General features: G+C 65.8%; 12 protein-coding genes. 6 read left to right on the top strand and 6 right to left on the bottom strand.

Features of this window, described 5'->3' with window-relative positions:
• Positions 1–17: 17 nt before the first annotated feature.
• Genes N7590_RS04255 through N7590_RS04240 form a run of 4 tightly spaced genes read right to left on the bottom strand, consistent with a single transcriptional unit; the run spans position 18 to position 3781 of the window.
• On the bottom strand, positions 18–1055 hold the full coding sequence (locus N7590_RS04255; RefSeq protein ID WP_053508465.1) for an alpha/beta hydrolase: 1038 nt from the start codon (positions 1053–1055) through the stop codon (positions 18–20).
• Entirely contained in the window at positions 1052–1528 is a 477-nt protein-coding gene (locus N7590_RS04250) for a cupin domain-containing protein (protein ID WP_164241264.1), read from the bottom strand. Before N7590_RS04250 ends, N7590_RS04255 begins: the two co-directional genes overlap by 4 nt.
• Before the next feature lie 25 nt (positions 1529–1553).
• Positions 1554–2540 (bottom strand): aldo/keto reductase, encoded by a 987-nt coding sequence (locus N7590_RS04245; RefSeq protein ID WP_164241265.1) that lies wholly within the window; start codon positions 2538–2540, stop codon positions 1554–1556.
• A gap of 11 nt (positions 2541–2551) precedes the next feature.
• Positions 2552–3781, bottom strand: a complete 1230-nt coding sequence (locus N7590_RS04240; RefSeq protein WP_164241266.1) for an MFS transporter — start codon at positions 3779–3781, stop codon at positions 2552–2554.
• A gap of 169 nt (positions 3782–3950) precedes the next feature.
• On the opposite strand from N7590_RS04240, the gene N7590_RS04235 reads away from it, so the two are divergent.
• The 4 genes from N7590_RS04235 (at position 3951) to N7590_RS04220 (ending at position 10425) form a co-directional block, all read left to right on the top strand.
• Positions 3951–4838 (top strand): LysR family transcriptional regulator, encoded by an 888-nt coding sequence (locus tag N7590_RS04235; protein ID WP_279935187.1) that lies wholly within the window; start codon positions 3951–3953, stop codon positions 4836–4838.
• Between the two features lie 103 nt (positions 4839–4941).
• A complete protein-coding gene (locus N7590_RS04230; protein WP_164241267.1) occupies positions 4942–7590 on the top strand; it encodes an excinuclease ABC subunit UvrA in 2649 nt (882 codons plus the stop codon).
• Between the two features lie 280 nt (positions 7591–7870).
• Positions 7871–8911, top strand: coding sequence for an alpha/beta hydrolase (locus N7590_RS04225; RefSeq protein ID WP_164241268.1), 1041 nt, complete (start codon positions 7871–7873; stop codon positions 8909–8911).
• 32 nt (positions 8912–8943) lie between these two features.
• Positions 8944–10425, top strand: coding sequence for a porin (locus N7590_RS04220; RefSeq protein WP_279935186.1), 1482 nt, complete (start codon positions 8944–8946; stop codon positions 10423–10425).
• A gap of 19 nt (positions 10426–10444) precedes the next feature.
• Here N7590_RS04220 and N7590_RS04215 read toward each other — a convergent pair whose 3' ends face one another.
• On the bottom strand, positions 10445–10849 hold the full coding sequence (locus tag N7590_RS04215) for a helix-turn-helix domain-containing protein (RefSeq protein ID WP_164241270.1): 405 nt from the start codon (positions 10847–10849) through the stop codon (positions 10445–10447).
• Between the two features lie 85 nt (positions 10850–10934).
• Between N7590_RS04215 and N7590_RS04210 the strand changes: the two genes are divergently transcribed.
• The gene (locus tag N7590_RS04210) at positions 10935–11564 is read left to right on the top strand and encodes a cation transporter (protein WP_164241271.1); all 630 of its coding nucleotides are present in this window, start codon (positions 10935–10937) and stop codon (positions 11562–11564) included.
• A 44-nt stretch (positions 11565–11608) separates the two neighbouring features.
• Here the strand turns inward: N7590_RS04210 and N7590_RS04205 are convergent, their stop codons facing one another.
• Positions 11609–12562, bottom strand: coding sequence for an alpha/beta hydrolase (locus N7590_RS04205; protein ID WP_164241272.1), 954 nt, complete (start codon positions 12560–12562; stop codon positions 11609–11611).
• Positions 12563–12730: 168 nt separating this feature from the next.
• Between N7590_RS04205 and N7590_RS04200 the strand changes: the two genes are divergently transcribed.
• Complete coding sequence (locus N7590_RS04200; protein WP_164241273.1) at positions 12731–13300, top strand: TetR family transcriptional regulator; 570 nt, start codon at positions 12731–12733, stop codon at positions 13298–13300.
• The last annotated feature ends 8 nt before the right edge of the window (positions 13301–13308 follow it).

The following is a 13308-nucleotide window of genomic DNA, read 5'->3' as shown; positions in this document are numbered from 1 at the left end:
GGGGGGGTGTCGGCCTATCACATGCTTCCATCCAGGCTCTTCCGGAAGAACGCCCCCAGCTCTGCAAAGGGAATTAGATCGGTCCGGTCATACAGATCCACATGGCCTGCACCCTTCACCCACAGCAGCCTCTTCGGTTGTCCCGCCAGCCGGTAGGCTTCCTCGCTGAATTCCCTTGAATGCGCCTGATCACCCGCGATGAACAGCATCGGACGCGGCGAAATGGTCTCGATGTCGTTGAACGGATAGAAGTTCATGAACTTCACATTGCTGGTCAGCGTCGGGTGCGTGGTGAGCTCCGGTGATGAGCCGGCCGGGGTGAACTCGCCGCGCGAAGTACGGTAGAAGTCGTAGAACTCGCGCTGGATCGGATGAGTGTCGGCCTCAAGCCTATGCACGGTGCCGGAGGTGTACTGCGTGGCGCCGCCCTCGGCTTCAACCCAGCGCTGGCGTGCGGCGGCAGCAATCACGGCCTTGCGCTGCTCTACACTCTGCGAGCGGTTGAGGGCACTGCGGTTCGCAGCACCCATGTCATACATGCTGACAGTGGCAATGGCTTTCATGCGCGGGTCGATCTTGGCCGCACTGATCACGAAACTGCCACTGCCACAAATGCCAAGCACGCCGATCCGTTCGCGATCCACCTGTGGCTGCATGCCCAGGTAGTCGACGGCGGCGCTGAAGGCTTCGGCATAGATGTCCGGCGCAACCGCATTCCGCGGCTCACCCGCACTTTCGCCCCAGAACGACTGATCGATGGCCAACGTCACGAAGCCCTGTTCGGCAAGCTTCTGCGCGTAGAGATCCGCGCTCTGCTCCTTCACCGCGCCCATCGGGTGGCCCACGATGATGGCAGGCAGGGCGTGCCCGGGCTTTCCATTCTTCGGTACGTACAGATTGCCGACGATCTGCATGTGGTACTGGTTGCTGAAGTGCACCTTTTCAGTGATGAGCTGGGTGCTTCGATAGAAATTGTCCGCGCCGTGGGTCATGTCCTGTCCAACTGCAATGAAGGGGATGGTGGCGAGAGCCAGAGACAGCAGCAGCGTCTTCATTCGCTCATCTCCGAATACTGCTCGTCGCTTACCTTCTCCAGCCACGTCACCGGGCTGCCATCCACCGCCTCGGCAATCGCAATGTGGGTCATCGCTACCGCGGCACTCGCGCCATGCCAGTGCTTCACGCCCGGGGCGATCCACACGGTGTCACCCGGACGGATCTGCTGGCGCGGCTGACCCCACTGCTGCACCCAGCCCACGCCTGCCGTCACGATGAGGGTCTGGCCCAGCGGGTGGGTGTGCCAGGCCGTGCGTGCGCCGGGCTCAAAGGTAACCGTTGCACCGCCTACGCGTGCCGGCGCAGGGCGTTGGAAGCCGCCATCGATGCGCACGTTGCCGGTGAAGTAGTCAGCGGAACCCGCAACGGACGATGCGCTGCCCGCAGGCGTTACGTTCAGATCGGCGCTGGTCGAGCCGCCGCCAGCCGCAGGCGCGGCCATGGACATCAAGGTGCCGAGAAACATGGACATGGGGAGTGCTCCAGGAGTTGGGGGATTACCAGGCGTAGGCATTGGGTGCCTCGCCGCCAGGGCCGGGCCAGATCGCATCCAGCCGAGCCAATGACTCGCCTGAGAGCTTCAGGCGAGGGGCCTTCAGGTTCTGCAAAAGCTGGTCCACCGTGCGCGGCCCGCTCAGCGCGGTGGTGACCACCGGGTTGTGCAGCAGCCAGGCCAGGGCCACATCGGCCGGTGCTTCGCCCAGTTGATCGCAGAACGCCTCGTACGCTTCGAGCTGGGGTCGCAGGCGTTCAATGCGGTGCAGGAGCTGCGGGGTGGCACGACGGCCGCAGGCCACCTTCTTCAGCACGCCGCCCAGCAACCCCATGCCGATCGGGCTCCAGGGAATCAGGCCCAGCCCGTGGTAGCGCAGTGCCGGGATCACTTCCAGCTCCACCGTGCGCTGGGTCAGGTTGTACAGGCTCTGCTCGGCCACCAGGCCAAAGCTGTGCCGTGCAGAGGCCACGCCCTGTGCGGTGGCGATGTCCCAGCCGGCGAAGTTGCTGCTGCCCACGTAGGTGATCTTGCCTTCGCGGATCAGCTGTTCCATGGCCTGCCAGATCTCTTCCCAGGGCGTGGCCCGGTCCACGTGGTGCATCTGGTACAGGTCGATATGGTCGGTCTGCAGCCGGCGCAGGCTGGCCTCGCAGGCGCGGCGGATGTGATACGCCGACAGACGACGATCATTCGGGCCCGGCCCCATCGGCTGGTACACCTTGGTCGCCAGTACCAGGCCGTCACGCTTGCCACTGCGCTTCAGCCAGCGCCCGATGATCTCTTCCGAGAGGCCGAAGCCCTGCGCCATGTCCGGTGACTGTGCCCCGCCGTAGACATCGGCGCTGTCGAACAGGTTGATGCCGGCGTCCACGGCAGCATCCATGATGGCAAAGCTGGTCGCCTCATCGGCAAGCTCGCCGAAGTTCATGGTGCCAAGGCCCAGCCGGCTGATCTTCAGGCCCGAGCGGCCCAGAGAGGAATAGTGCACGGGGAACTCCTTCAGGAATGAACAGGCACGCGTTGCCGCTGCGCCGAGCGCGCCGCGATGTACGAGGTGACCATCGAGCCCAGCAGCAGGAGGGCGCTGAACCAGAACGTGGCGCGGTAGCCCTGGTGGTCCAGCAGCAGGCCGCCCACGGTGGCACCAATGGCGATGGCCATCTGCACCACGGCCACCATCAGGCCGCCGCCGGCCTCTCCGTCATCGGGCAGGGTGCGGGCCAGCCACGACCACCAGGCCACGGGCGCCGACGTGCCAAGCAGGCCCCACAGCGCGAACAACACCGCCACCCTCGGCAGCGTGTTGCCGATGAGGATCATGCACGCAGCCACCAGGGCCATCAGCGCTGGCAGCAGCACCAGCGTGCGGAACATTGCCTTGTGCACGAAGGGCTCGATCAACACCGTGCCGGCCAGGCCCGCAGCGCCCATCAACAGCAGCAACAGCGACAACGTTGAAGGCGATACGTGCAGCGTGGCTTCCACGAACGGCCGCAGGTAGGTGAACAGCGAGAACTGGCCCATGAAGAACAGGCTCACGCCCACCATGCCCCACGCCACCGGCGGGCGCTTCAACAGCGCGAACACATTCCACGAAGCGCGCCCGCCGGTCGCCTTCATCGGTGGCAACGCGGCGATTTTCCACAACAGGGCCACTACGGCCACCGGCACCAGCGAGAAGAATGCGCCGCGCCAGCCGATGATGGCGCCGAAGTAACTGCCCATCGGTGCAGCAATGACCGTGGCAAGCGCGTTGCCGCCGTTGACGATCGCCAGTGCGCGGGGCACCTGGTGGGAGGGAACCAGGCGCATGGCGGTGGCCGCCGACATGGCCCAGAAGCCACCGATGGCCACGCCGATCAGTGCACGGCCCAGCATGAACACCGGGAAGCTGGACGCCAGGGCCGCCAGCGTGCCCGAGAGGATCATCGCGGTGGTGAGGCCCAGCAGCAGCCATTTGCGGTCCAGCTGCCCGGCCAGTGGCGAGACCAGCAGGCTGGTAACAAGGGCGAACGCGCCGGACACCGCAATGGCCTGTCCGGCTTGGCCTTCACTGACCCGCAGGTCGGTGGCGATGGGTGTCAGCAGGCTGACCGGCATGAACTCGGAAGCAACCAGGGCGAACGCGCCGAGTGACAGGGCCAGCACGGCGCCCCATTCCCTGGGGGTTGCCGAGCGGGCAGGCGCGGCCACGCCCGCCCCGGCCGGGGGAGGATTGAGTGAACTCATGAAGGTTTCCAGGCCCAGAAGGGCGATGACGGCGGAAGGCTCCGGCTGCCGAAGCTCCCGTGGTTGGGGGAGGGGGCCAGTCTGGACCACGCACGGACACTTGATTAGATAATCAATTGCGAATAGGTCAATTAGTTGCGCTAATTAATCCCTGTGACACACTGCGCCCATGGCACGACGCAACTTCAATGACCTCCTGGCTTTCGTGACCGTAGCGCGGGAGGGCAGCTTCACCCGCGCGGCGGGTGTGCTCGGAGTTACCCAGTCTGCACTGAGCCAGGCAATCAAGACCCTGGAAGAGAGCTTGGGAATCCGGCTGCTGACCCGCACGACGCGCAGCGTTTCGCCGACCACCGCCGGCGAGCGCCTGCTGCAGTCGATCGGCAACCACTTCGACGACATCGAAATGGAGCTCGAAGCCCTTACTGCGCTGAGAGACACGCCAGCCGGGCAGGTCAGGATCACCAGCGGCGACCACGTGCTGCGCACCGTTCTGCTCCCCAAGCTGATGCCGCTGCTGCATCGCTATCCGGACATCCGCATCGAGTTCGACGTCAGCTATGCATTGCGTGACATCGTTGCCGACCGCTTCGACGCCGGTGTTCGACTTGGCGAATCCATCGACAAGGACATGGTTGCCCTGCCCATCGGCCCACGCCTGCGCATGGCCACCGCAGGGACGCCGGGCTACTTCGCTGCACACGGAATCCCGAAGATGCCAGGTGATCTGACCGGCCACCGATGCATCAACATCCGCCTGCCCACCAGCGGTGGACTGTACGTGTGGGAGTACGAGAAGAAGGGTCGCGAGATCAATGTGCGCGTGGATGGCCCGCTGGTGTTCAGTACGTCACCGCACATGGTCGATGCCGAGCTTGACGGCCTGGGACTGGTGCATCTGCCTGTCGATGAGCTTGCGGCTCACCTTGAAAGCGGTCGGTTGGTGCGGGTGCTGGAAGACTGGTGCCCACTGTTCCCCGGCTATCACCTGTACTACCCCAGCCGACGGCAGCCTTCCCCGGCGTTCAGCCTGGTGCTGGAGGCATTGCGGGTTTAGATCGATACCGCGCTCACCCTCACCACATTCACCCCGCAGCAGCGAGAATGCATCCCTGGGTGCGCCCTGGCGCGCGCCACTCACTGCCTGCAGGATCGTAACGATGTCCAACACCCCCTTTGGCGAGTCGTCATGCGCTGCCGCCGCCAGTGGTTGCGTCGAGGTGCGCGGTGCGCGCGAGCACAATCTCAAGAATGTCGATGTCTCCATTCCGCGCAATGCACTGGTGGTGTTCTCCGGGGTCTCGGGTTCGGGCAAGTCGTCGCTGGCCTTCGGCACCGTGTTCGCCGAAGCGCAGCGGCGCTACTTCGAGTCGGTGGCGCCGTATGCACGGCGCCTGATCGACCAGGTAGGCGTGCCCGATGTGGATGCCATCGACGGCCTGCCGCCGGCAGTGGCCCTGCAGCAGCAGCGCGGGGCCAGCAATGCGCGCTCATCGGTGGGCAGCGTGACCACGCTGTCCAGCCTGGTGCGCATGATGTACTCCCGCGCCGGGGCCTACCCGGCCCATCAGCCCATGCTGTACGCGGAGGACTTCTCGCCGAACATGCCGCAGGGCGCCTGCAGCACCTGCCACGGCCTGGGGCATGTCTACGAAGTGACCGAAGCGCTGATGGTGCCGGACCCGTCGCTGACCATCCGTGAGCGCGCCATCGCGTCCTGGCCGCCGGCCTGGCATGGCCAGAACCTGCGCGACATCCTGGTCACGCTCGGCTACGACATCGACGTGCCGTGGAAAAAGCTGCCGAAGAAGGACCGCGACTGGATCCTGTTCACCGAGGAAACGCCCAGCGTGCCGGTCTACGCCGGGTTCACCCCTGCCGAGACCCGCACCGCGCTCAAGCGCAAGCTCGAACCCAGCTACATGGGCACCTATACCGGTGCGCGCCGCTACGTGCTGCACACCTTTGCCAGCACCCAGAGCGCGCTGATGCGCAAGCGCGTGTCGCGCTACATGGAAGGCAAGCTGTGCCCGGCCTGCCACGGAAAGCGCCTGAAGCCGGAGGCGCTGTCGGTCACCTTTGCCGGCGTGGATATCGGTGAGTTCATGCGCCTGCCACTGGACCAGCTGGCGGAGCTGCTGGAGCCGGTGGCACAAGGTGATTTCAGCGCGCACAGCAAGGGCGCTCGCACCCGCAGGAGTGCGACACCCCGCGATCGCGCGCGTCGGGCCGCGAGTGGCCAAGCGACCCACGAGGGCGCCCCCGACGTGCGGCTGACCTCGGCCCTGTCCGAAGAGAAGCGCCTGGCTGCCCAGCGGCTGGCAGGCGGGGTGATGGCGCGGGTACGCCAGCTGCGTGAACTGGGCCTGGGCTATCTCTCGCTGGATCGCGCCACACCCACGCTGTCAGCCGGCGAACTGCAGCGCCTGCGGTTGGCCACACAGCTCAGCTCGCTGCTGTTCGGCGTGCTGTACGTGCTTGATGAGCCCTCGGCGGGCCTGCATCCTGCCGACAGCCAGGCGCTGTACGACGCACTGGACCGGCTGCGCGACGGCGGCAACTCGGTGTTCGTGGTTGAACACGATCTGGACCTGATGCGCCGCGCGCAGTGGCTGGTGGATGTGGGCCCGGAGGCGGGCGAGCACGGCGGGCGGGTTCTCTACAGCGGCGAGCCCGATGGCCTGCGCCACGTCCAGGACTCGCGCACGGCCCGGTATCTTTTCGACCAGGTGCCTGCGCCCGCCAGCCGCCAGCGCAGCGCCGGCAACTGGCTGCAGCTGCAAGGCATCCATCGGCACAACCTGCAAGGTGTGGACGCACAGGTGCCACTGGGGTTGCTGACCGCCGTCACCGGCATTTCCGGCTCGGGCAAGTCCAGCCTGATGGCACAGGCGCTGCCGGAGCTGATGCTGCTGCACCTGGGGCACGAGCCTGTGGACGAGGGTGCGGACAACGAGCCCACCGACGGGCCGAGCGTGATCGAAGCAACACGAGGCCGCCTGGCCGGCGACGTGGATGCCATCCAACGCGTCGTGCAGGTCGACCAGAAGCCGATCGGGCGCACGCCGCGCTCCAATCTGGCTACCTATACCGGCCTGTTCGATCACGTGCGCAAGCTGTTCGCCGCAACACCGGCCGCGCGCCGCCGCCGTTTCGACGCCGGTCGTTTCTCGTTCAACGTAGCCAAGGGCCGATGCGAAACCTGCGAAGGCGAAGGGTTTGTCAGTGTCGAACTGCTGTTCATGCCCAGCGTCTATGCGCCGTGCCCGACCTGCCATGGCGCGCGCTACAACGAAGCCACGCTGAAGGTGCAGTGGAATGACCGCACTATCGCCGAAGTGCTGCAGATGACGGTGGACCAGGCGCGTGCGTTCTTCAGCGAAGAGGATGCCATCGCCCGCCCGCTGCAGTTGCTGCGGGAAATCGGCCTGGGCTACCTGAGGCTGGGCCAGCCGGCCACCGAGCTTTCAGGTGGCGAGGCCCAGCGCATCAAGCTGGCCACCGAGCTGCAGCGCAGCCAGCGCGGGCGCACGCTGTACGTGCTGGATGAACCCACCACCGGCCTGCATGCCTCCGATGCGGACCGGCTGCTGGTGCAGCTGCAGCGGCTGGTGGACGCCGGCAATACCGTGGTGATGATCGAGCACGACATGCGCGCGGTCGCGCAGGCGGACTGGGTCATTGACGTGGGCCCCGGCGCTGGCGGGGCAGGGGGCACCATCGTGGCGAAGGGAACACCGCAGCAGGTGGCGCGGGCCAAAGCCAGCAGGACGGCACCGTTCCTTGCGAAGGAGTTGGCTTCCCTGTAGAGCCGAGCCATGCTCGGCTGATCCTCGAGCCAGTCGCTTCCCATGGAAGCAGCGCCTCCTGCAGCAAAGCCGGTTGCTGGAGCGGGGAGGGGCGGGAAAACAAGAACGCCTGGTGAAGCGTGTAATGGCGAATCCTCTGGTGACGCTCCAGCCAGCAGCATCCACTTTGATGCTGCAGCGCACACAGAAGAGCACGGCCCAGCTAGTCCCATCCGGCTATAGGAGGCCAGCACGACTCGACGCACACTTCGCCCCGTAAAGGCCGACGGGAGGGCGCGATATGAGTCTGCATGTGGGGAAACTGCGCGGCTTGGCGCTGCTTCTGTTCCTGCTGAATCCCTTGCTTGCCGGTGCGGTGCCGGCAGCGCCGCCTGCATCGGCACCCGAGGTGATTCCGCTGTGGCCGCAGGACCACTGGCAGCAACGCGCGCGTGGCCCGGAACGGATCGGCGCCGAAGGCAGCGCGAAGGGCGCGGTCTCGGGAATCAGTAACGCGCGCATGGAGATCTACCGACCGCTGAAACCGAACGGAACAGCCGTGGTGATTTTCGGCGGTGGCGGCTACTTCCGCATCCAGATCGGTAGCGCCGCCAGGCCGACGGCGCAGTGGCTGCAATCGCTGGGCGTCACGGCCGCCGTGGTGTACTACCGGCTGCCTGCCGATGGGTGGGCGCCGGTTTCGCCCTTCCAGGATGGCCAGCGCGCCATGCGGCTGCTGCGCGCGCAGGCCGCAAGCCTGGGGGTCGATCCGGAGCGCATCGGCGCATTGGGCTTTTCCGCCGGCGGCAATCTGGCCGGTATCGTCGCTACGCGCTTCGATGCCCCGTTGTATCCGCCGGTGGATGCAGCCGACCAGCTGTCAGCGCGCCCGGACTTCCTTGGCATGATCTATCCGGTCGTTTCAATGCGCCCGCCGCTGGACCACACCCGGTCGAAGCGGGAACTGGCCAGCCAGCACGACGCACAGCAGGCCTATTCGGTCGAACAGCACGTCCGCAAGGACATGCCGCCGGTGTTCCTGGCCCAGGCCGTGGACGATCGCACCGTGGATGTCGGCCACAGCGTGGCGATGTACCAGGCCACGCATGCGGCAGGCATTCCGGTGGAGCTGCATCTGTTCGAAGCCGGAGGCCACAGCTGGGGGTTGGGCAAGCCCGGGACATTGGTGGCGCAGTGGCCGCGGCTTTTCGCCAACTGGGCACGCAGCCACGGCTACCTCGGGCCGCCGCCTGCGCGGCTGCCGCCGCACGATGCCAGCGCGATACCCGCCGCTGCTGCTCAGCCACCTCGCTCGCTGGACGATGATGGTGCGGGCGACTGAGCCGCACACTGTATTTCATTCGGGAGAACTGCATGAATTCACTGAAGCGTGCCGCGCTTGGCGCGGCTGCCGGCGGCTGCCTGTTGCTGGCTTCCCCCTCTGTGCTGGCCGCGGCTGGCGATACCGAAGCCGGATTGCGCGCGCAGGTGCAGCAGCAGGCAAAGCAACTGCGCGATCAGGCATCCCTGCTGGAGCAGCTGAGCGCACGCCTGGCTGCACTGGAGGGGGCCTCCCAAAGCACCGGCGTGGCACCCGGCAGCGGTGCGGGCCTCGATGCACAGGTGGCTGCGGCCATCGCTGACACCCGCCAGGACGACATGGCCATTCTGCAGGCGCAGGTGGCACAGCTCGCCGCAACCGGGGGAGGCGGTGACGGCAATGTGCGCTGGCGCAAGGGTGGACCTGAGTTCCGCAGCAGTGATGGCCAGTTCACCTTCCACCCCCGCGGCCGGGTGATGGTCGATTTCAGCAGTACCCACGGTTCCGCATTCGACGCACGCAACATCACCGGCACCGACCTGGCCAGCGGACGCCTCGGTGCCGAAGGTCGGATGGGACCACTGGGTTACAAGATCGATGCGGACTTTGCGGGCAACGATGTCTCGCTGAAGGACACCTATCTGTCCTGGGACACGCGGCTGGGTGGCCTGCCAACGGAAATCTACGTGGGCAACAAGCTCAAGGACCGTGGGATCGATGGTGGCACCAGCGGCGTCAATACACCTTTCATGCAGCGCAATGCGGTGGCGTCGGTCGGTGCCCAGCAGAGCGGGTACTACGGGCTGGGCGTCACCACCAAGGTGATCGGTGATGGCTGGCACGCCAGCGTGGCGGTGAGCGGTGACGATATCGGCAATGACAGCACGGCCAGCGACACCATTGCGTATCTGCTGCGCGCACACTGGAACCCATTGCGTGGCCAGGCAGGCTTCGTGCATCTGGGAGGCTGGTACTGGTACGAGGATCTCGGCCAGGATGTCGGCAGCATCAACAAGAGCTCTCCGATCGCGCTGGGCTGGAACGGCAACGTGCGCGTGTCGGCCAGCTCCATCGCCAACGTCACCGACAACCGCGCCTGGGGGCTTGAGATGGGCGGAGTGTATGGCCCGGTGTGGGCCTTCGCCGAACACACCACCCGCACCATCGAGTCACGCACGGTCGACTCGGTCGACCAGCGGGCGACATCGGTCTACGCAGGCTGGCTGATCACCGGCGAGCGCCCCGGCTTCAGCAGCCGCTCTGGGGTCTGGGGTACCACGCGCGTATTGCGTCCGGTGCAGGAAGGTGGCGTTGGCGCCTTCGAGCTGGCCGCGCGCTATGACCGCTACGACTTTCTCGATGCGGCCCGGGGCGGCGCGGGCACGGCATGGACGCTCGGGGTGAACTGGTACCTCAACAACTGGTCGCGCCTGATGCTGAACTACGTTCACTGGAAGACCGACAACAAGGTTGGCAACGCCCAGGGGCCTGACTCCGGAAATACCCGGGGCATGCGAGCGCAGGTTTCGTTCTGATGTGGATGGGGCAGCAGGGTCATGCCCGCGACTGAAGTGCTTCCAGCACCCTGCAATCGGCTACGCGCCCGCCCGGGCAATTGCCGATCATCCGCTGCAGTTCGCCCTGCAGCGCCTGCAGGTCGCGGACCCGGCACGCGATGTCGGCGATATGCGCCTTCACCACGTCGTCCACCGAGCTGCATTCGTGCTCGCGCTGCTCACCCAAGGCGATCAGCTCGCGGATCTGCTCGATGGAAAAGCCCAGCTCCCGGGCCCGGCGCACGAATGACAGCCGCCGCTGGTCCTGTGCGCTGTAGTAACGGTAATTGCCGTCCGACCGCAGCGGCGGCTGGAGCAGGCCGATCTTTTCGTAATAGCGGATGGTCTCGGCCTTGGTGCCGGTCTGGCGGGCCAGCTGGCCGATGGTGAGGTGGGCGGACATGGGCTTGACCTTGTAGGGGCTACAGGGTTGATAACGGCTGCCCCACCTCTTTTCAAGCCCAGGCCAGGCCTGGCCGGAGATACCCATGGATCACTGCTGCGGCCACAAGCGCCAGGAGCTGGAAGCGCTGGCACTCCACAGTGCGCAACGGCGCGTGCTGGTGGCGGTACTGATCATCAACCTGGCGATGTTCCTGATCGAATTCGGCGCAGGCATCGTGGCGCGCTCCAGCGCGCTGCAGGCCGACGCTGTCGACATGCTGGGCGACGCCATCGTGTACGGCCTGAGCCTGTGGGCGGTGAACCGGGGGGCGCGCTGGGAAGCCGGTGCAGCCCTGGCCAAGGGGGCGCTGATCCTGGGCTTCTTTGTGTTCTTCGTGCTGGAGGTCATCGCCAAGCTGGCAAACGGCGTACCCCCTTCCAGCGGCGTGATGCTCGGCTTCGGCGCCATCGCGCTGGCAGCCAATCTGGTGTGCTTGGCGTTGCTGTGGCGGTTCCGCACGCTCAACATCAACATGAAAAGCACCTTTGCGTGCTCGCGCAACGACGTCGCCGCCAATATCGGCGTACTGGTGGCTGCCGGTGGCGTCGCGCTCACCGGTCGTGGCTGGCCGGATATCGTGGTAGGTGTGGTCATCGCGCTGCTGTTCCTGAAGTCCGCGGTGGGCGTCATCCGCGAAGCGTGGCCCGCATGGCGCGCGGCTGCGAAAGCGTGAGGTGAGGCAAGGGGCTCCGGCGAGACGCCAGAGCCCCAAGAGGCTTACTTTTCCTGCAGGAACGTCAGCAGGTCCTGGTTGACGCGATCCTTGTGCGTGTCGGTCAGGCCATGCGGTGCGCCCGGATACACAATCAGCCGGGCGTTCCTGATCAGCTTTGCCGACTGGCGGCCAGAGATGTCGATCGGCACGATCTGGTCGTCATCGCCGTGGATGACCAGCGTCGGCACATCGAACTTCTTCAGGTCGGCGCGGAAATCGGTGGCCGAGAACGCAGCGATCGAATCGTAGGTGTTCTTGTGGCCGCCCTGCATGCCCTGCGCCCACCACGCATCAATCAAGCCCTGCGATACCTTCGCGCCCGGGCGGTTGAACCCGTAGAACGGGCCCGACGGGATGTCCTTGTACAGCTGCGCGCGGTTGTCCATCTGCGCCTTGCGGATGCCGTCGAACACTTCAATCGGCAGGCCGTTGGGGTTGTCAGCGGTCTTCAGCATGAACGGCGGCACCGAGCTGATCAGCACCGCCTTCTTCACCCGGCCGGTGCCATGGCGGCCGATGTAGCGCGCCACTTCGCCGCCGCCAGTGGAGAAGCCCACCAAGGTCACGTCATGCAGGTCGAGCGTGTTGATCACCGTGGCCAGGTCATCGGCGTAGTGATCCATATCGTTGCCGTCCCACGGCTGGCTGGAACGGCCGTGGCCACGACGGTCATGCGCGATGACGCGGTAGCCGTGGTTGGCCAGGAAGATCATCTGCGATTCCCAGCTGTCCGAATTCAGCGGCCAGCCGTGGCTGAAGGTGACGACCGGGCCGTCCTTCGGGCCCCAGTCCTTGTAGTAGAGCTGCACGCCATCGGCGGTGGTGATGTAGCTGGCGGTACGCGCGACGCTGGTGATCGGCGCCGGCTTGGCCGGTTCGCTGGCCTGCGCGGACAGGCCGGCCTGGACCGAGAGGGCGAGGGTGGCAGCGGCCAGGGTGCGGGCAAAGGTGTTCATGCGGGAACTCTCATGGGTGGGTGGTGAGGCGCACTTTGCGCCTGCAATCAGGCGCCCGGGTGACGCAATGTCCGGATTTCTTGATAGATCGTCTTGCATGGATGTGCGCACCCGAAACGCCGCCCGCCGTGCGTTGACAATGTAGAACGTTCGTTCTACCTTGCAGCCATGCACAAGACCGGCACCGACACCGCGCAGAAGATCCTCGCCACCGCCGAGGCGCTGATCTACCAGAACGGGATCCACGCCACCGGCATGGACCTGCTGGTGAAGACCTCCGGCGTGGCACGCAAAAGCATCTACCGGCACTTTGAAAACAAGGACCAGGTGGCCGCTGCGGCATTGAACGCGCGCGACGTGCGCTGGCTGGACTGGTTCCAGCAGGAGTGCGACAAGGCCGACAGCCCCGAGGCGCGCATCCTCGGCATGTTCACCGTGCTCCAGGGCTGGTTCGAGTCCGAGGGCTATCGCGGCTGCGCCTTCATCAATACCGCGGGCGAAGTTGGCGACCCCGACGATCCGATTCGGCACATCGCAAAACACCACAAGCAGAAGCTGCTGGATTACACGCTGGAACTCACCACGCTGCTGGATATCCAGCAGCCGGACGCACTGGCGCGGCAGCTGCTGGTTCTCATGGAAGGCGCCATCACCGTCTCGCGCGTGATGGGCGATTACAACGCCGCAGACACTGCCAGGGATGTTGCAAAGGTGTTGCTGGAGCAGGCCAGGCGCTGACGCCTGAG

This window comes from Stenotrophomonas sp. GD04024, from assembly GCF_029837545.1.
GTDB classification, from domain to species: Bacteria; Pseudomonadota; Gammaproteobacteria; order Xanthomonadales; family Xanthomonadaceae; genus Stenotrophomonas; species Stenotrophomonas forensis.
Note: the sequence above shows the minus strand (reverse complement) of the source record. Positions and strands in the feature narration are given on the sequence as shown.

What these genes read in the sequence shown, in the direction of transcription:
- N7590_RS04255 (WP_053508465.1), bottom strand. Translation starts at nt 1,055, where the DNA reads ATGAAGACGCTGCTGCTGTCTCTGGCTCTCGCCACCATCCCCTTCATT.
- N7590_RS04250 (WP_164241264.1), bottom strand. Translation starts at nt 1,528, where the DNA reads ATGTCCATGTTTCTCGGCACCTTGATGTCCATGGCCGCGCCTGCGGCT.
- N7590_RS04240 (WP_164241266.1), bottom strand. Translation starts at nt 3,781, where the DNA reads ATGAGTTCACTCAATCCTCCCCCGGCCGGGGCGGGCGTGGCCGCGCCT.
- N7590_RS04235 (WP_279935187.1), top strand. Translation starts at nt 3,951, where the DNA reads ATGGCACGACGCAACTTCAATGACCTCCTGGCTTTCGTGACCGTAGCG.
- N7590_RS04230 (WP_164241267.1), top strand. Translation starts at nt 4,942, where the DNA reads ATGTCCAACACCCCCTTTGGCGAGTCGTCATGCGCTGCCGCCGCCAGT.
- N7590_RS04225 (WP_164241268.1), top strand. Translation starts at nt 7,871, where the DNA reads ATGAGTCTGCATGTGGGGAAACTGCGCGGCTTGGCGCTGCTTCTGTTC.
- N7590_RS04220 (WP_279935186.1), top strand. Translation starts at nt 8,944, where the DNA reads ATGAATTCACTGAAGCGTGCCGCGCTTGGCGCGGCTGCCGGCGGCTGC.
- N7590_RS04215 (WP_164241270.1), bottom strand. Translation starts at nt 10,849, where the DNA reads ATGTCCGCCCACCTCACCATCGGCCAGCTGGCCCGCCAGACCGGCACC.
- N7590_RS04210 (WP_164241271.1), top strand. Translation starts at nt 10,935, where the DNA reads ATGGATCACTGCTGCGGCCACAAGCGCCAGGAGCTGGAAGCGCTGGCA.
- N7590_RS04205 (WP_164241272.1), bottom strand. Translation starts at nt 12,562, where the DNA reads ATGAACACCTTTGCCCGCACCCTGGCCGCTGCCACCCTCGCCCTCTCG.
- N7590_RS04200 (WP_164241273.1), top strand. Translation starts at nt 12,731, where the DNA reads ATGCACAAGACCGGCACCGACACCGCGCAGAAGATCCTCGCCACCGCC.